The sequence below is a fragment of the Corynebacterium nasorum genome (genome assembly GCF_022347325.1).
Classification (GTDB): Bacteria; Actinomycetota; Actinomycetes; order Mycobacteriales; family Mycobacteriaceae; genus Corynebacterium; species Corynebacterium kefirresidentii.
Genome location: NZ_JAKRDU010000015.1, coordinates 1 through 18421, shown reverse-complemented (window position 1 = coordinate 18421; position 18421 = coordinate 1). Strand labels below are relative to the sequence as shown.

The 18421-nt window shown below is 58.5% G+C and carries 16 protein-coding genes; 10 read left to right on the top strand and 6 right to left on the bottom strand.

What is annotated here, in order from left to right; genetic code table 11:
• Positions 1 to 56: 56 nt before the first annotated feature.
• Positions 57 to 1088, top strand: coding sequence for an HNH endonuclease signature motif containing protein (locus MHK05_RS10220; RefSeq protein ID WP_239206538.1), 1032 nt, complete (start codon positions 57 to 59; stop codon positions 1086 to 1088).
• 217 nt (positions 1089 to 1305) lie between these two features.
• On the opposite strand, the gene MHK05_RS10215 is transcribed toward MHK05_RS10220, so the two are convergent.
• Genes MHK05_RS10215 through putP form a run of 3 tightly spaced genes read right to left on the bottom strand, consistent with a single transcriptional unit; the run spans position 1306 to position 3981 of the window.
• Positions 1306 to 1755, bottom strand: a complete 450-nt coding sequence (locus tag MHK05_RS10215) for a hypothetical protein (RefSeq protein WP_023021796.1) — start codon at positions 1753 to 1755, stop codon at positions 1306 to 1308.
• 44 nt (positions 1756 to 1799) lie between these two features.
• Positions 1800 to 2378 carry an HNH endonuclease family protein gene (locus tag MHK05_RS10210; RefSeq protein WP_239206536.1) on the bottom strand — a complete coding sequence of 193 codons (579 nt, stop codon included), beginning with the start codon at positions 2376 to 2378 and terminating at the stop codon, positions 1800 to 1802.
• Positions 2379 to 2415: 37 nt separating this feature from the next.
• Positions 2416 to 3981, bottom strand: coding sequence for a sodium/proline symporter PutP (gene putP, locus MHK05_RS10205; RefSeq protein ID WP_239206534.1), 1566 nt, complete (start codon positions 3979 to 3981; stop codon positions 2416 to 2418).
• Between the two features lie 179 nt (positions 3982 to 4160).
• On the opposite strand from putP, the gene MHK05_RS10200 reads away from it, so the two are divergent.
• From MHK05_RS10200 to MHK05_RS10170, 7 genes are all read left to right on the top strand, one after another.
• The gene (locus MHK05_RS10200) at positions 4161 to 7184 is read left to right on the top strand and encodes a DEAD/DEAH box helicase (protein WP_524535291.1); all 3024 of its coding nucleotides are present in this window, start codon (positions 4161 to 4163) and stop codon (positions 7182 to 7184) included.
• 3 nt (positions 7185 to 7187) lie between these two features.
• A complete protein-coding gene (locus MHK05_RS10195) occupies positions 7188 to 8009 on the top strand; it encodes an SWIM zinc finger family protein (protein WP_239206530.1) in 822 nt (273 codons plus the stop codon).
• The gene (locus MHK05_RS10190; RefSeq protein WP_239206528.1) at positions 8009 to 9127 is read left to right on the top strand and encodes a metallophosphoesterase family protein; all 1119 of its coding nucleotides are present in this window, start codon (positions 8009 to 8011) and stop codon (positions 9125 to 9127) included. Before MHK05_RS10195 ends, MHK05_RS10190 begins: the two co-directional genes overlap by 1 nt.
• On the top strand, positions 9127 to 11712 hold the full coding sequence (locus MHK05_RS10185) for an AAA family ATPase (protein ID WP_239206526.1): 2586 nt from the start codon (positions 9127 to 9129) through the stop codon (positions 11710 to 11712). Before MHK05_RS10190 ends, MHK05_RS10185 begins: the two co-directional genes overlap by 1 nt.
• Before the next feature lie 4 nt (positions 11713 to 11716).
• Positions 11717 to 12223 carry a MarR family winged helix-turn-helix transcriptional regulator gene (locus MHK05_RS10180; RefSeq protein ID WP_239206524.1) on the top strand — a complete coding sequence of 169 codons (507 nt, stop codon included), beginning with the start codon at positions 11717 to 11719 and terminating at the stop codon, positions 12221 to 12223.
• Between the two features lie 5 nt (positions 12224 to 12228).
• Entirely contained in the window at positions 12229 to 12528 is a 300-nt protein-coding gene (locus MHK05_RS10175; RefSeq protein WP_023021788.1) for a hypothetical protein, read from the top strand.
• Between the two features lie 108 nt (positions 12529 to 12636).
• Positions 12637 to 12840, top strand: coding sequence for a hypothetical protein (locus MHK05_RS10170; RefSeq protein WP_034668134.1), 204 nt, complete (start codon positions 12637 to 12639; stop codon positions 12838 to 12840).
• A gap of 55 nt (positions 12841 to 12895) precedes the next feature.
• Here MHK05_RS10170 and MHK05_RS10165 read toward each other — a convergent pair whose 3' ends face one another.
• The 3 genes from MHK05_RS10165 to MHK05_RS10155 are packed head-to-tail and all read right to left on the bottom strand — an operon-like array spanning position 12896 to position 15474.
• A complete protein-coding gene (locus MHK05_RS10165) occupies positions 12896 to 14062 on the bottom strand; it encodes an ABC transporter permease (RefSeq protein ID WP_239206522.1) in 1167 nt (388 codons plus the stop codon).
• Between the two features lie 3 nt (positions 14063 to 14065).
• Positions 14066 to 14965, bottom strand: a complete 900-nt coding sequence (locus MHK05_RS10160; protein ID WP_239206520.1) for an ABC transporter ATP-binding protein — start codon at positions 14963 to 14965, stop codon at positions 14066 to 14068.
• Positions 14966 to 14967: 2 nt separating this feature from the next.
• On the bottom strand, positions 14968 to 15474 hold the full coding sequence (locus tag MHK05_RS10155) for a hypothetical protein (RefSeq protein WP_239206518.1): 507 nt from the start codon (positions 15472 to 15474) through the stop codon (positions 14968 to 14970).
• Positions 15475 to 15573: 99 nt separating this feature from the next.
• Between MHK05_RS10155 and MHK05_RS10150 the strand changes: the two genes are divergently transcribed.
• Both MHK05_RS10150 and MHK05_RS10145 read left to right on the top strand, forming a co-directional pair.
• Complete coding sequence (locus MHK05_RS10150) at positions 15574 to 16371, top strand: MerR family transcriptional regulator (protein WP_239206516.1); 798 nt, start codon at positions 15574 to 15576, stop codon at positions 16369 to 16371.
• Positions 16372 to 16508: 137 nt separating this feature from the next.
• Entirely contained in the window at positions 16509 to 18293 is a 1785-nt protein-coding gene (locus MHK05_RS10145) for an oleate hydratase (RefSeq protein WP_239206514.1), read from the top strand.
• Positions 18294 to 18421 lie beyond the last annotated feature (128 nt).

The following is an 18421-nucleotide window of genomic DNA, read 5'->3' as shown; positions in this document are numbered from 1 at the left end:
AATTTTGTATACTAAAAGCGAAAATATGTTCTAGGAAACTTCTGCGGGGGAAGTCTATGAATGCGCCCTACTTTGCCAATACCAATCCACAAAATTCAACCTCACGAGCAGCGACAAAAATACGCAAAGCCGAATACCTGTTATGGAGGCGCCTGCATCCAGATCCGGATGATGATATCGAAATCATTAGCCAATCGCTGTCGGACCTTACCGGTACGCGGCAGTCGCGAATTAGAAATATTATCTTCGCCTTTGAGCGCTTAAAAGAGCTACCACACCTTCAAGCGCGGCAGGAAGAGCTCTACCACCTAGATTTAGACCGCTTAATAACTATCGACCAGACACTTTCCAAGCTGGGGGAGATTGACGCCGAAAAACGGCTGCTTATCGACGCCGAATTAACCACCTACCTCACTCCCAAGCGCCCCAACCAAAAATTGCCGTCCCATCGCAACCTGCGGCGTAAGTTGCGGGACCTTATTGTCCGCCTCGATCCCACTATCGCCGCGCGCGATCCACGTCGGAAGGAGTCCTATAATCTCGAGCCCACGGGAGGGGAGTGGGCCGCAGTTTGTCTCGACGTGGGCCTAGAAACCGCCGAAATCATTGACCGAAATATCCGCAGCGTGGCTACGGAGAAGGACATTTCCTTGGCCCAAGCGGCAGTTGCTCTGCTCACCGGCAAGGCTGAAGCCAAGGCGAAGGTGGTGCTCAATATGTACCGCTGCGATCTTCCTGATGCGCCAGCCTTCGTTCAAAGTTTGGGTTGGGTCTCGCCAGAGGTTGCCGACGACATGCAAACGCGGGCGACAACCGTCCGCGATATGGAAAAGGCAGCACAGGACGAAAGTGGAAACTACGTAACGCCGCCCCATATCCGTGCCTTTGTGGAAGGACTCGACGGAACCTGCCGATGGCCCGGCTGCACGCGACCAGCAATGGCTTCCCAGATGGACCATCGACACGACTTTGCCGAAGGAGGGCCTACGGCGGCGGCCAATCTTGCGTGCCTATGCCAACATCACCACAACATCAAGACTGATGGGCGGGCGTTTTATATAAAGGATCCGATTAGTGTGGGGACATAGTCTGGCTTTTTGAGGATTCCACGTGGGTCTATGACGAAGCTAGCGGGCCACTCGCAGCGAAAAATCGGAGGTGGGCGCAGACGGTGGCGCAGGCGACACAGCGGCGTCGGCACAATGCGCACGAGGATGCACAGAGATTGAAAGAAGAGCTGGAAAACGAGAAACGGGACAGCGAAGAAACTGTCCCGGAAGAGTAGATGGCCTTCTAGAAGACCAATTAGAAGTGGACGTACATCAGGATTAGGCAGATGATCCATAGGAGGTTAAATACGCCACCGAACGCGGACAGTGGCTTCTTTGCCGCCGCGTAGTCAAAGGTTTCGTTTGACTCGAGGGAGGCCATTGCCTTCTTCTGCTTAGGGATGATGACGAAGAAGAGCAAGCACCACGCGACGATGGCAACCAAGATGGCGATGTGGAAGTTTACCTCGGACTTGTAGGCGCTGATATCGGAGAGAAATACGCCGAGTCCGAGGATAGGCACAATAGCGGAAATGTAGCCATAGGTATTGGTTATGTTATGCAGAACGCGGGCGGAGCCTAGTGCTGCGTGCTCACCTTGTGCTGCCTTCGCCATTTGAGTCTGAAAGCTGGAGGTAGATACGCAGACTGGACCGATTAAGAGAATAGCTGCGGCCACGTGGAGGAATACAAGGAAAGTAGTCATTGAAAGAACCCTTCAATCGCGGAAAGTTGTCACAATTACCCTAATCAATTTCCGGTGAGTAGGGCTATCCGACATTGCCTTTGCATGGCGCGCACGTCCGCGGAAGGGAGCGGAAGCGAGTACTTGCGGGCGATGTCTGCGAGGCGGCGAGAATATTCGCAGCGGTTGGCCGGCGGAAGCCATTCGGCAGGAAGAGCATCCGACTTTTCTTGGTTGAGCTTGCGGCTGGTGGCTACGAGATTGAGCGGATCGTTGCCAAAGCGCACTTTGGTCTCGCGGTCCCACCGGGAAGCACCCATGTCATAGGCCGCGGAGAGGGGAAAGATGTGGTCGATCTCAATGGGTGAGGTGGCAGGAATGGTGGTGCCACTATAAGGGTCATAAATTGACCCACTGCGGGCGTGGCACCCCTGAAGGGGATCGCTGGCTTGGCTTTCCAGAATGACCTCACGGGTGCTACAGGCACCGTGGGGCTGCCAGATGCCGAAATCATCGCGATTGTAACCAGCGGCGTTAGGGCGTGCAGCTACGGTATCGACCTCAAAACGTGGAAAAGGCCACGCATACCATGCACCGATAAGGACGGTGACGCATGATAGCGCGGCCAGATAATAGGACTTCATGTCCTATTGGACTGCGTGGAGTCCGTGTTGGTTCCGATTATTTATCGGTGACCTTTTCCGCGGCCTCCTCGAAGTCGAGGCTGGAGTCCTTTTCCACGAGTTTGGCCAGTTTGGTGGCCTCTTCAAACTCGCTAACAACTTCCGGTGCTGGCTCCTTGGTGAGCTTGGTGACGATGACGGCCACGATGAGGGCCAGGAAGAAGCCAGGAACCATCTCGTAGAGGGTATCGGAAAGCGGAGACATGCCCCAGCCGATGGCCACGATGGCCCCGGTGAGCATGCCGGCAATCGCGCCGGTGGCGTTGAAGCGCTTCCAGTACAGGGACAGCAAGATGATGGGGCCGAAGGCGGAACCGAAGCCTGCCCACGCAAAGCCGACAAGGCCAAGGATGGAGTCAGATGGGTTGATCGCCAAGAGGGCAGCAATGACCGCGATGGCGACGATTGCGGTGCGGGAGAGGTTGATGAGGACCTGCTCGCTGGGCTTCTTCTTAGCAAAGATGAGGAAGAGGTCCTCGATGAGGGAAGTAGAGACGACGAGCATCTGGGAAGACATGGTGGACATGATGGCGGCTAGAACCGCGGTCAGGATGAAGCCTGCGGGCAGCGGATGCATCATGGCCTGTGCCATGTCGAGGAAGATGGTTTCGAAATTGTCCTGGTCGGTGATGCTGTGGCCGGTTTGGGTGAAGTAAACGGTGCCAGAGAGCGCGACGAAGATTGCGCCGATGACGGACAGACCCATCCAAGTCACGCCGTAGAAACGGCCTTGGCTGGCGTCGGAAGGCTTACGCAGCGCCATGAAACGGACAACGATGTGCGGCTGGCCAAAGTAGCCCAAGCCCCAGGCCAGGTTGCCGATGATAACGCCGGCGGATACGCCTGCGAACATGGAGAAGTAGCTGTCATTTTCTACTACGCCATCGGTGCCATAGGGATTATTGGCGGCAAACGAGAAGATCGAGGATGGATCGCTGAGAGAGACAATGGCCATGATCGGCACGATCATCAGGGCGACGAACATAAGAACGCCCTGGACGACGTCCGTGTAAGACACCGCCAAAAAGCCGCCGACGAAAGTGTAGAAGATGGTCACCGCAGCGATGACGAGCATGCCGGTGAGGTAGTCGCCACCGAAGGTGGACTCGAAGTAGCGGCCACCGGAAACCATGCCGGAGGAGACGTAGAAGGTAAAGAAGAAAATAATGATGGCTGCGGAGATGATGCGCAGCAGGCGGGACTTATCGTGCAGGCGGTTTTCAAAGAAGGACGGCACGGTAATGGAGTTGGCCGCGATTTCCGAGTAAGAACGCAGGCGCGGTGCGACCCACTTCCAGTTAGCCCAGCAGCCGACGAGCAGGCCGATGGCCATCCACAGCTCGGACATGCCGGAAAGGAATAGAGCTCCGGGCAGGCCCATGAGTAGCCAGCCGGACATATCGGATGCGCCAGCGGAAAGAGCCGCTACGAATGGGTGCAGGCCACGGCCGCCCAAAACATAATCGTCATATTGGTCGGTTTGTTTGTAGCTCCAGTAGCCAATGGCTGCCATTGCGAGGAGATACACGATCATCGCAATGACGTACCAAGTTGAATCTTGCACGTTTTACTCCTTGTAGTGATATGTAGGACATATTCACGTTAACGGGGTCACAAGGTTAACCCAAGCGAAAATACAGGTGTGACGCATGTCTCCGTTTGGATTTTCTATCGTTCAACTGGGAAAAGGAGAGAACATAACGAGCGTGTAACAAAATTGGCAGGGCTGCTATGCTGGCGGTTATGGCTTCTTACCTCGTGCATGGACTGTGGCTCCCCGTTACGGGGCTTGGTCTGTGGATTGAACAGGTAGAAGGGCACAAGATTGTCATGCCCAATGCCGTTCCTGAAGGCACCTTCCCGCCAGCGGTGGAGTCGATCCTGGGGAAGAAATCTTTCCGCAACCGGGCGCGGGTCTCGCTGCGCACACCCAAGGGCAAGGACGTGTCCTTGATGGTGCCGATGGCAATGTTCGGCCCGGAAGAGGCTGTCGCGGCGCTTGCTCAGATGGAACACCTGAATCACAAACCGCCTGCCACCATCGCCCCTGACCTTCAGTGGCTGCTCCATGCCTACAGTGGCCTATGCAAATTCGTGCGCGCCGGGCGCGTGACGTTCCGGCTGGCCTACCAGGCCAATGAGTGGTTCCCCATGTGGCAGCTGGCCTCCGGCTTGGGGGAGCGCGGGTGGCTTGCAGAGATGATGGCAGCCGCGCCCGGCATCTTGCATGTTAATAATCGGGCACTGTCGGATGACATGGCCGATGAGCTCACGCACTGGATCGCGTTTCGAGAGCTGCGGCCCGTGGCGGAAGCACCGCGGCCGATGCCGTGGCACGAGTTCGCCCGCGCCCTGCTCGATACGCGGCCGATCCGGCGTGGGCGCGCGCAGCTTTTGCGCGGGCTCAATGAGTGGAAGAATTCCATCTACGAGGTGGAACTCCAATTGGTCTACATCGTGGAAGAACCGGCAGAAGATGACCCGGATGCGGCCAAGTGGCCGGTGCGCGTGCGGGTGCGCTCGGGCACGGATGCTCCGCGGCCGGTGTCAGCGCAGAGTCTGGATAGGGCGAGCGTCGAAAAGCTGAGGGAAGCCCACCGCAAGGCCGTGCGCATCGCTCCCACGCTGGGGGAGACCGCACAACTGCCGCAACCTGGCGATGGTGACTGGGATGTCTACTTAGAAACCCACCAGCTCACCCATTTTGTCACTCACGAGGTGGACAAGCTCAAGGCCAGTGGCGTGACTGTCATGCTGCCCAAGGCCTGGGCGCAGATGGAAACGAAGGCCAAGCTGGAAACCCACGAGGCCCGCGATCCGGCCGAGGCCGCCACTAAAAAGCACATTGGCATGAATAAGCTGGTGGACTATAACTGGCGCATGTCCGTGGGCGATGTGGAGTTGACCGAGGAAGAGATGGAGGACTTGGTCAATTCCAAGTCCGGACTTATCCAGTTACGCGGCAAGTGGGTCATGGCCGATAAGCAGGTTGTCTCCCAGGTCTCCGGATACATGGATGCGCTGCGGGAGAAGTCCCTGGCGCGCAAGAAGAAGGAACTTGAGCAGCTGGCCGCTACCGCGGAGATAGCCAAGCAGCTCGGCGAACCCGGTTGGGAAGCCTTAATGGCGGACGTGGAGCAGCGCCGCCAAGAGTTCAACGAGGGCGGCGAAGAACACGAGCAGGTTACCGTGGCTGAGCTGCGCGAACTCGCGCTCGAGTCCATGACTCAAGAGCCGATTGAGTTTACCGGTAGCACCTGGCACACGGCCCTGCTCGGCGGGGTGGATAAGGTCGCCCCAGAGCGCGTGGACATTCCCACATCTGTTCATGCGGAGCTGCGCGAGTACCAGCGCCGCGGCGTCGACTGGTTGTACTGGATGTCGCGCAATGGCATAGGCGCGGTGCTTGCCGACGACATGGGACTCGGCAAAACCCTCCAACTACTGTCCCTTCTCGCGGTAGAAAAAGAGCGCGGTGAGAAGACCGGCCCCACACTCGTCGTGGCGCCAACCTCCGTGGTGGGAAATTGGGCGCGCGAGGCGCAGCGCTTCGTCCCCGATTTCAAGGTCATGGTGCAGCATGGTCCAAGTCGCCCGCGGGGCGAGAGCTTTGCCCAAGCCGCTACTGAGTGCGACCTGGTTATCACCACATATGGCACCGTGGGCCGCGATTTTAAGGACATGGGCGAAGTAGGCTGGCAGCGCGTTGTCCTAGATGAGGCCCAGGCCATCAAGAACTCTGCGACGCGCTCGTCCAAGGCCGTGCGCTCGCTGCCCTCGGAGCACCGCGTGGCGCTGACCGGTACCCCGGTGGAAAATCGCCTCTCAGAGATGCGCTCCATCCTGGACTTTTGTAACCCCGGAGTATTGGGCACCGCCTCGTTCTTCCGCAATCACTTTGCTAAGGCCATCGAGCGCAATGATGACGAAGAGATGTCTGAACGCCTGCGCCAGCTCACCGCGCCGTTTATCCTTCGCCGCGTGAAGACGGACCCGAATATTATCGACGATCTGCCTGAAAAGTCCGAGCAAATCCTAACCGTGTCCATGACCACCGAGCAGGCTGCCCTGTATAAAGCACTGGTCAACCAGGTGAAAAAAGACCTGCAGGAAGCTACGGGAATGAATAAGCGCGGGCTGGTGCTGTCCTCGCTCACCCGTATCAAGCAGATTTGTAATCACCCCGCGCATTACCTGGGCGATAGCTCGCCGGTGACGATCAAGGGTAAGCATCGCTCCGGCAAGGTTAAAGAACTCATGCGCATCGTGGACGAGGCCACTGAATCCGGCGAGCGCCTCTTGGTCTTTACCCAGTACAAGGCCTTTGGCGATATCCTGCAGCCATACCTTAGCGATCAGCTCGGCCGGGAGATCCCCTTCCTCCACGGCGGGGTTAGCAAAAATAAGCGCGACCAGATGGTGGAAGACTTCCAGTCCGAGGATGGTCCGCCGGCGATGATCCTTTCGCTCAAGGCCGGCGGTACCGGCCTGAACCTGACGGCTGCTTCCATCGTCGTCCACATGGACCGCTGGTGGAACCCGGCGGTGGAAAACCAGGCGACGGACCGCGCCTTCCGCATTGGCCAGCGCCGCAATGTGCAGGTATATAAGATGATCACCGCGGGTACGCTGGAGGAATCTATCCAGGACATTTTGGATGGTAAGACGCAGCTGGCCGGCGCCGTCGTGGGCGAGGGCGAGGGCTGGCTTACCGAGCTGGACCCAGATCAGCTGGCCGCACTCATGAGCTACCGGGGGAGGGAGTAATCCATGGCTGTTAAAGGCGATGACAACGTTATCTATGCCAATTTTGGTACCCGTAAGCGGGTAAGCACCCCGGCTGAGGTCAATCACGTCGACCGCAGCGGGCGCATCCTGTCCACGACGGCCTCGCGTATCGCGGCCTTTACCTCCCACGGTGCGGATCGCGGCCGGATTACCCGCGGCCGCCAGTATGCCGAGGGCGGCCACGTCGTGGGACTGGAGGTGCGCAACGGCGCCATCCACGGCCGCGTGGCCGGCTCCCAGAATGAGCCCTTCGCGGTGCTCATCCAGCTGCCGTACCGCAATAATGACGATATTGCCCAGCTAGCCACCGAATTCGCCCGCACCCCCAACTCCATTGCCAATGCACGCAAAGGCCTGCTTGCCGACGCCGCCCTAGACACCCTTTTCGCCCCCGAGGCCGAAGACCTGCGCCTGACCTGTGACTGCCCGGACGGCGAGTACGTGTGCAAGCACATCGTGGCGGTGGGCGATAAGCTCGCCACCCGCGCTGATGCGGACCCGGCTGTCATTTTTAATATGCGCGGTCTGGACTTTGCCCGCCTAGAGCGCATGGTCCTCGAACAGGCCAAGACAGTCAGCCGCGAAAGCTTTACCCCAAGTGGGCTGTCCGAGGAAGAAAAGAATGAGATCTTCTGGAACGGCCGCGAGCTGCCGAAGCTGCCGCAGCTCAAGGTCGCCCCGGCCATCGATGACTCCGATCCGGACCTCTTGCGCAAGGCCATGCGTTCGGTTTCTCATACCAACCTGGATCTCTTGCGCGCGGTATCCGATATTGAAGACCTCTACTATCACCTCTCGCACTAATGACTGCTACGACGTTTATCCATACCTCCGATTTTCAGCTGGGCATGACCCGGTGGTTCTTGAAGGGCGAGGCCCAGGGCCGATTTAATGATGACCGCGAAGCCGCCATCATGCGGCTGGGCGAGCTGGCCGAGGACACCGGGGCGGAATTCATCGTCGTAGCCGGCGATGTCTTTGACCACAATTCGCTTTCCCGCGAAATCCTCGCCCGCGCCACGGAAATGTTTAAACGCCTACCTGTACCGGTCTACGTCCTGCCCGGCAATCATGACCCGCTGGTGGCGGACTCGGTCTTTTATAAGACCAGCGCCGATAATGTTCACGTTATTGCGGACTCCCAGCCGATTGAGGTGGCCCCCGGTGTGGAGCTGGTTGGCGCACCGTACCTGTCCAAGCGCGCGAACCACGACTTAGTCCGCCACGCTCTCGAGCCGCTGGAGCCGGCCGAGGGCATTCGCATCGCCGTCGGTCACGGACAGGTGGATTCCCGCTCCGGCGAGGATGATGCCGATACCATTGACCTTGCCTTCGTTGAAGACTGCCTGGATCGCGGGGTGATTGATTACCTGGCGCTCGGCGATACCCACTCCACCGAAAGCCTCGGCACCACCGGCCGAGTGTGGTTCTCCGGCAGTCCAGAAACCACGGATTTTAAGGAAACGAGCACCGGCGGCGGCGAGTCGGATTCTGGCAATGCGCTGGTGGTGCGCGTGGGGGATGAGGTGGACGTCGACAAGCGGCGTATCGGCCGCTGGACCTTTGAAGCTCTTGCTGCCGCGGTGGACTCCGCCGAGGATGTGGACCTGTTCTTGGCACGCTTGGGCGAGTACCCGGATAAGGTGCGCACGGCCGTGAAATATAGCCTGCGCGGCACGCTCGGCGTCGATGCCCACGCCCGCCTGCAGCGCGGATTAGATGAGTACGAGGCCGTATTTGCCTCCCTTCGCCCCCGCGAGCGCACCATGGATCTCTACCTCGAGCCCAGCGAGGAAGAACTAGCTAGCCTCGATATTTCCGGCTACGCGGCCGAGGCCCTGCAGGAGCTGCTGGATAACCGCGAGGATCCCGTCGCCCGCGATGCTGCCAACCTGCTATTCCGCCTGGAGGGACAGTCCTAATGCGCATTCACCGCCTAGAACTTAATAACGTCCGGGGCATCGAGCACTTGGTCCTCGATGATCTGCCCGAGTCCGGCGTCGTGGTCATCCACGGCGAAAACGAGGCCGGCAAATCCACCATCGTGGAGGCGCTCGACGTGGTGCTCACCGAAAAACACAGTGGCCGATCCAAGCGCATTCGTGCCTTGCAACCGGTGGGCAAGGACGTGGCCCCGGAAATCACGGCTGAACTTAGCGTAGGCGACTACCGCTTTAGCATTGCCAAGCGCTGGCTTTCCAAGAAATCTTGCGAGCTACACATTTCTTCCCCGCGGCCGGCGCAATTTACTGGCAGTCAGGCCGATGATGAGTTGGAGCGCATCCTCTCGGAGCACTTGGACCGCTCGCTTGTCGACGCCCTCTTTATGCGCCAAGACGACACCGGCGAGGCCATCTCGGCCGTCGGCATTCCTAGCCTTACCCGCGCCTTGGAGCGCGAATCTGGCCTGGCCGAAGAAGAGGTCTCCGGCGATGATTCCGCGCTCCTTGCCCGCGTGGATAAGGAATACCAGCGCTACTTCACCGCCGCGAAGGGCAACCCAGCCGGTGAATATAAGGAGTCCGCCGAAGCGCTCACGCAGGCCGAAGAAGAATACACCGAGGCCACCCGCGTGCTGCGGGAGCTGGACTCCGTGGTTGAGCGCTACGAGCAACTCCAGCGCGAGCAATCCGCCGCCGAAGTCGAGCTTCCCGCTGCCCGGGCCGATCTCAGCGAAAAGCAGACCCAGGCGGAGGAAGCCGCAACCGCGCAGGCCACGCTGGATTCCCACAAAGCCACGCTCGAGCGCGCCATCGAGGACCTCGCCCGCGCCCAGGCAGCGGTTACCGAGCGCGCCGGGCTGGTCACCGCAGCCGATGAATCTGCCACGGCTGCGAAGGACGCCGAGCAGAAGCTCACCGGCGCGCAAGAAAGAGCTCAAGAAGAAGCTGCGGAAAAGGAGTCACTGGACAAGCGCCTGGCAGAGGCAAAAGAGGACTATGCCGCGGCCCGCAGCACTCTCAAACAGGCTCGCCGTCTGCAAGATAGGCAGAGATTTGAACAGTTAAGCGCCCGGTTGGAATCGCTCGACGCCCTCGCCGCCGAGGTAGACCAGGCCCGTGCAGCCATTGCCCAGCGCGGACGCGAGATCACCGCGGCCGATATCAGCAGCCTGCATAAGGCGGACTCGGCGCTGTCTGTGGCCACGCGCCTGCACGAGGCTGCGGCCGCCAAGGTGCACTTTTCGGGTCCGGATGGTTCTAGGATCCGTGTTGATGGGGAAGACATCGAGCTAGGCGAGGACACAGCCATCGAGCTTGTCGACGCCCGAGTTATCACCATTGGTGATATCACCGCCCGCTTTTCCGCTGGGGCCTACTCGGCCGAAGACACCCTGCGCGATGTGGAGCAGGCCCGCACGCGACTGCAGGACCTGCTCGATACCCTTGGCGTGGATTCTGTCGAAGCGGCCGAAAAGACCCATGAGGAGCACCGCGCGCTCAACGACACTCTGGATGCCGCCACCCGGGCTCTTGCCGTGGAACTGGGGCCGGATGATTTAGGCGACCTCCGCGCCCAGCATTCCGCTTTGTCCGAGAAGGTGGCGGACCTTGCGGATGCGGGCGAGGTAGATCTTGCTGCCGCCGAAGCCGTGGAGGAAGAAGCCAGCGAAAAGGTCAATGCGCTCGACCGCGAGCTGGTGCCGTATCGCGAAAGCCGTCTTGCCCACGAGGTAGTGCGCTTAAACGCCGAACTGACCGCCGCCCGCGAGAATACACAGCGCGTGACCAGGGAGCTCTCCTCCGCGCGCGAGCATGCCGCCGACGAGGCGCTCCATGCCGAGGTCACCCGTTTGGAGACCGTCGTGGCGGAGCTGCGCGGGCAGCTTGAGCAGATGGAAGCGGTTGATCTTGATACCGCCAATTCGCTGGTAGAAGGCGCGCAGTCCCACCTGGAATACCTCACCGGATGCATCCAGCGCTGTGAGGTGGACCTTGGCAGGCTGTCGAGCGAAATCAACTTCCACTCTGGTGCCGCCGAGCGCGCCCAGCAGGCCACCGCAGCGGTAGAGATGGCTCGCGCGGTGTACGAGAGCGTAGACAAGCGCGCGCAAGCAGCCTGCTATCTGCGCGAACTTTTACTCAAGCACCGCGATGCCGCCCGCCAGCGCTATGCCGCGCCCTTCGTGGACGCACTCTCACAGCTGGCTCGCACCGTCTACGGTGGCGATATCACCTTCGAGCTCGATGAAGATCTCCGCGTGACCGCCCGTACCCAGGATAAAGAGACGGTGAACCTGGCCAGCTTGTCCGGCGGTGCTCGCGAGCAGTTGGCCATCCTCACCCGCTTTGCCATCGCGCAATTGGTAGGGGCGGAGTCGGTGCCGGTCATCGTGGACGATGCGCTGGGTTCTACCGACGCGCACCGCCTGCAACTCATGGCTACGCTCTTTTCCCACGTGGGACGGGATAACCAGGTATTGGTCTTTACCTGCATGCCGGAGCGCTATTCTCGCGTGCCGGGGCGCAGCGAGCGCGCCATTGCTTCCCTCAAAGGGGTAATCTAGTGCCATGCCTTCTCAAACTCGCTGGTTAGACGACGAGGAGCAGGAACTATGGCGCCTGCTCCTTGGCGCTGTGTGCAAGATTAATAGGGGAATGGATGAAACGCTCAAGGCCGGCGGCGAGGTATCTGCCTCCGAGTTTGCTGTCCTCGTTGCCTTGTCTGAGGCACCGGAGCAGCACCTGCGCCTGCACGAGTTGTGCACGCAGCTAGAGTGGGATCGCTCCCGCGCCTCCCACCAAGTAACCCGCATGGAAAAGCGCGGCCTGCTTTATAAAGAACCAGACGCGGTAGATGCCCGTGGGATCAATGTGTGCGTTACTCACGTGGGCCTAGAACACTTGCGGCGCGCCGCCCCCGAACACGTGGAATCAGTCCGCCGCATGGTTTTTGACCACCTGCAGCCCGAGGACGTGCCTGCGCTGCGGCGCTTTTTTAACGGCGTTTTGCAGGCCAAAAACCTCCCAGGCTATGAGGGATACGTGCCAGATTCGCTACTACACGGAAGGGATTAAGCTCCATGATGGGACAAGAGCTCTTTGAGCACCCAAAGAAACAATATAAGACCTACGGAATCACCGCGTTGGAGGAGCTTAGTCCACGCATCGGTGACCCCGAAGCGCACCTGGATGATGCCGCCAGCGAGGAACAAGTCTCCGCTATGGAAGAGGCCCTAGAGGCCTACCCAGACTCCGTGTTGACCTATGACCAAGACACCGAGCTATGGATTGTCGGCGCGGAAGAGGACATCGAGCGCATGCTCGCGGACCGCGAGTCTTTCGTAGAGGCACTGCTCAATAACGAGGACCCCGGAATCTAAGGGCGAAATTTCGGCGTCAATCAAAAGTGCGAGGAATGCGGCCTTATAAGCACTTAACTGTTAAGATATCCGTAGTTAATCCTCGGTGGATCGAAAGGTTTTATCATTATGAACGAGCGTGAGGCTCAGGAACAGCGCGAAGCAGCAGCTCGCGACAAGGGCAATGGCTGGGTTCCCGTATTCCTTCAGTGGATTCCTTCCATGCTGCTAGCCGTAGTGATGCTGGCAGCCATGTTCTTCGGTATGTACTACATCGAGCACGGCACCTTGGACATCACCCAGCCGATCACCAACGAGTTCATTACTCAGTAGCTTCGGCACATAGAAGAATCCGGCTCACCTGCACACGGCGGGGAGCCGGATTGTTTTATTTGCCCACCGCCTGGCGCCAGGTCATCTTGCGTCCATTATTCAAAATGGCGCGGCGGTAGATGCGTCCGACTAGCACGATAATCAGTGCGGTCACCACAGCCATGAGCACATAGCTAGCTAGCAAGCCCAACCAGCTGAGGTTGCCCCCGGCTACTTGCATCGGAGCAACCAGCATAGAAACCGGCGGCAACCAGGTCATAACCTGCATCCACGTGGCATCCAGGTGCATCCAGCCGAACATCGGTACATACATGGTGGCAAAGACAAGGAACAGAATCGGTGCCTGCGTGGACTGGAGATCCTCGGTGCGCTGCACCATGGAACCGGCTGCAGCGTAGAGGCTGCCAAAGAAAAGCAGGCCTAGAATCTCGCCTACAAGGAGGACGGCTACCAAGCCATAGTCCAGCTCGAGGTCACTAGCCAGGCCGGACGCAGCAATCGAAATCGCGCCACCGCCCAGGATGAGGAGGGTGGCCAAGAAACCGACGATGGTATTGCCCAAAATCTTGCCGGCCAAGAAGTCTACTGGGCGCACGGAGGACAAGATGATTTCCACTACGCGGGAGGACTTTTCCTCCGTGACGCGGCCGCCAATCAGGCCTGCGAAGGTCATGACAGAAAAGACCACCGCCATTGCGCCAATGAGGACCGTGGCTACACCGGCCATCTTTTGTTCAGTGCCATCCTCTTCTTCTAAGTTCACCTGATTTACGGCGGTCGAAGGGGTAGCCTTTTCTAACTCTTGCGGGTCAATATTGAGCTTTTCCAACGCCGTTGCTTGTGCTTGAGAAGAAACGATTTGGTTGACGGTGGTAGTCACCGCAGCAGGCGTATCGCCCTTGCTCAAGAGATCCCAGCCGTCGTTTTCTGCCGGCACGAGGGCGGCATCGGCCTCGTCATTTTCCACCAATTGCTGGGCTTCCGCGCGGTCTTTCGCTGCTGTGGCATCGATGCCGGAATCTTTGAAGGCGGACGCTTCCATCCCCACGACGGCTACGGAATCAGGTTCTTCATCGCCGCTGAAGAAGCTGATAGCAATTGGGGCGATAATGGCGCCGAGGATGAGGAGCAGCATAGTGCCCACTACCATCTTCGACTTCAGCGCGACTGCCATTTCACGCTTGGCTACGACGCCGATGGTCTTCATTGCGGAATACTGCATGGCTTAGGCCTCCTCATTCTGGTTGCTAGTGACGACGTCCTGGAAAAGCTCGGTCAGGTCTGGGATCTTGCGACCGAAGGAATGCACTGGGCCAGCGGCTAGGGCAGCCTGCAGGATCGTCTGGTCATCAACGCTGGGATCTGCTTGGATTACCACGGCGTCGGCAGTCTCTGCCACCAGCTGCGTGCCCTCCGGGTACCAGCCGCGTGCTGGGGTAGCGACCTCAAAGCGCGGCGGGCCCTGGCTGCGCAGCTTATCGACGCCCCCTTCGGCCACCATGTGCCCCTTCGTCACAATGCCCACGCGGTCACATAAGCGCTGCACCAAGTCCAACTGGTGCGAGGAGAAAATGACGGGAACGCCACGGTTGGCGCGCTCGCGCAGCATATCTGACATGACGTTGACCGCAACTGGGTCCAGCCCGGAAAAGGGCTCGTCCAGAATCAGCATGTCTGGGTCGTGGATAAGGGAGGCCGCGAGCTGTACTCGCTGCTGGTTGCCCAAGGAGAGGTCATCGAGCTTATCGTCCATGCGCTCGCCCAGGCCTAGCTGCTCAAGGAGCTCAGCGCCGGCCCGCTTGGCGGCGGCCTTATCCATGCCGTGCAGCGTGCCAAGGAAGACCAGCTGACTGAGCAACGGCTCCTTGCCATAAAGGCCGCGCTCTTCCGGCATATAACCAATGCGGCGGCGATTATCGTCATTAATTGGGGCGTTATCGAAATAGACTTCGCCGGAGTCTTTCGCCAGCACACCTAGTGCAATGCGCATGGTGGTGGACTTTCCGGCGCCGTTGGAGCCGACGAACCCGAAGATTTCGCCCTCGCCAACGCTAAAAGTCATATCCCGCAGGGCTTGCGTCTCCCCGAAGGACTTATTGAGGTGGTCGATGGTCAAAGTGGGCATGTTTAGTTCTCCGAGTTCTGGTTGAAGGTCAGTGCGTAGCCGACAGCGGGCAGGGTGGCAGAGATGAAGTAACTAAAGAGCAGGTAGTAGCCAGCTCCAAGCAAATATTTGGTGCCAATGGTGCCGGTAATGCCTCCGCCTAGGAACCAATTTCCTACGAGGAGGGTGACCAGACCGCCGGTAAAAAGTAGGGCGGTAGACAGCTGGAAAGCCTTGCGGCGCCACTGGTCGAGGACCTGGGCCTCGTACTCATCAAGAGAGGACAGCGGCTTGCGGTCTTTGGAATCAATGGATACCCGCAGAATGGTCCACGGAATGCAAGAGAGCACCATTGCTATAGACATGGCTAACAGTGCCCAGTAAGAAGAAAGCGCCAATGCGAGGATGAGGAAAATCGCGGATACAGCTACGCAGCCATACATTGATGCGATTAATCCACGGGTGGGGCCGGGACGGCGGAACCGTTTGGCGCGGATCGTTGTTGAAACTGGGGCGTCGTTTGCTGTCATGTATTTAAGTGTTGCATAAACCCAACACTCTGGCAATAGTTTCTGCAGATTTTTCTTTGAGGTTGACCCTGACGCAACGTAAGGTGCGACAATGAAGCCATGGACGACATCGATGAAGTTCTTTATACCGTTGGCGAGGTAGCAGCGCTTTTTCGTATTACGGTGCGCACCTTGCACCACTGGGAGGCGCAAGGCTTGCTATCTCCCACGTGGCGCAGCTGGTCCAATTACCGGCTCTATACCGAACAGGACTGCGCCCGCGTGCAGAAGATTCTGATCTACCGCGCTACCGGTATGAAATTGACCGATATTAAACAGCTGCTAGATGGCGGTGCCTCCGATGTGGAGCATCTGCGGAGGCAAAGAGAAAGCCTGCTCGCACAGCGCGACAGTCTTACTGACATGCTGGCAGCAATTGACACCTTGATGGAGGATGCAATGAATAACCGAAAGCTCACTGTGGAAGAAATCGGACAAATCGTCGGCGATGCCAACTTTGCCGCGCATCAACAAGAGGCTGAAGAGGCCTATGGATCGAGCGAGGACTGGGCTATGTATCAACAGCGTACTGCCGACTGGTCGAAGCAAGACTGGAGCGATGCCCAAGCGGCAGTTGCTGAGGTGGAGAAAGAGCTGGCCCAGGCTGTAGCCAATGGAATGGCAGCGGACTCTGAGGAGGCCCAGGGGCTCGTCGAAAAGCACCGCGCAGCACTCAGTTCCTTCTTCCCGGTTACTCCGACGAAGCACTTTCTGATTTCCCGTGGGTACGTTGCCGATGAGCGCTTCCGGGAGCACTATGAGGCGCAGCAGGAGGGGCTTGCTCAGTGGCTGGCGGATGCAATCGAATGTGCAGCTCAGGCGCAGGGGGTAGATACTGTGCATCCGGAGTGGAAATAGGTAGCCGGAACCGTTTCTGAGGTTTTGCTTATGTCTACCCCCGGATGGTGGTGCGGCATAGCTTATTTCCCCGCGGGGAGCGCTCGATGGTACTACCGTTAGCTTTAGGCCAATTGTCTATACAAGGAGTGCTCGCCATGCGCTACACCAACGGTAACTATGAAGCATTTGCTCGCCCCCGTAAGCCGAAAGGGGCCGATGAGAAAACTGCGTGGATCCTCGGATCTGGCCTCGCTGGTCTTTCTGCCGCCGCGTTCCTAGTACGTGATGCACAGGTACCGGGGGAAAATATTCATATCCTCGAACAATCCCATATCGCAGGTGGCGCTCTCGATGGAATCAAAGAGCCAGAGGACGGCTTTGTCATCCGTGGAGGCCGCGAAATGGAAAACCACTTCGAGTGCCTGTGGGATCTCTTCCGCTCGGTGCCCTCGCTGGAGATCGAGAACGCCAGCGTATTGGACGAGTTCTACTGGCTCAACCGCGATGACCCGAATTATTCCCTGCAGCGCGCGACGGTAAACCGCGGCGAGGACGCGCACACCGATGGCAAGTTTACTTTGACTCGCAAGGCGCAAAAGGAACTCATCAAGCTCTTCCTTGCCACCCGTGCTGAGGTGGAAAATGTCCGTATTAACGAGTGGTTTAGCGAAGACTTCCTTGAGTCCAATTTCTGGATGTACTGGCGCACCATGTTTGCCTTCGAAGAATGGCACTCGGCACTGGAGATGAAGCTCTATGTCCACCGCTTCATCCACCATATCGGTGGCCTCCCGGATTTTTCCGCGCTTAAATTCACAAAGTATAATCAGTATGAATCGCTGGCTTTGCCGCTGACAAAGTACCTGCAGGATCACGGTGTGCAATTCGAGTACGGTACCCGCGTGACCGACGTAGACTTCCGCATTGCCGACGGGGAAAAGCAGGCCACCTACATCCATTGGGAGAAAAACGGCAAAGAGGGCGGTGTGTCCCTCACGGATAATGATCTAGCATTTTTGACCATTGGCTCCTTGGTGGAAAATTCCGATAACGGAAATCACCACCGTGCAGCCAAGCTCAATGAAGGTCCAGCACCGGCTTGGGAACTGTGGCGCAAGATCGCGGCGAAAGATGATTCCTTTGGCCGCCCAGACGTTTTTGGCAGCCATATCCCAGAGACGAAGTGGGAATCCTGCACGGTGACTACGCTGGACGAGCGCATCCCACGCTACATCGAAAAGATTGCCAAGCGGGACCCCTTCTCCGGCAAGGTCGTTACCGGCGGTATTGTCACCGCCCGCGACTCCAACTGGTTGATGTCCTGGACCGTGAACCGCCAGCCCCACTTTAAGAATCAGCCGGACGACCAAATCGTGGTCTGGGTCTACGCCCTTTATTCTGATCGCCCAGGTGACTACACCGGCAAGACCATCGAGGAATCCACTGGTGAGGAAATCACCCGCGAGTGGCTCTATCACCTCGGCGTTCCGGTAGACCAGATTGATGAGATGGCTGCAACGGGCGCTAAGGCCGTTCCAGTCATGATGCCCTACGTCACGGCGTTCTTCATGCCGCGTCAGGCTGGCGACCGCCCGGATGTGGTGCCGGAAGGTGCGAAGAACTTTGCATTCATCGGCCAATTCTCCGAATCTGCTCAGCGTGATTGCATCTTTACCACCGAGTACTCGGTTCGCACACCAATGGAAGCGGTCTATACCCTTATGGATCTGGAGCGTGGCGTACCGGAGGTATTCAATTCCACCTTCGATGTACGCACGCTTCTCGACGCCACCGTTCAGCTACGCGACGGCGAGCCACTTGGCAATGGCCGTGACACCAAGGCCGGCCGGTTTATGCGTAAGCACTTCCTAGACAAGCTGGAAGACAACGAGATCGGTGAACTCCTGCAAGAAGCAGGTCTGCTCAAGCACAAGGGCTAATCAGGCGCTTGATTTCTAGTGGTCGTGGAAACACCTGACATGGGTTAGGTGATTGTGTGGAGTCGAAATGGGTTCCGGATTCTGTTGTTGTGGCGCGGTTTGCGTCGTTGGTTCGGGCTGGTAGTTCA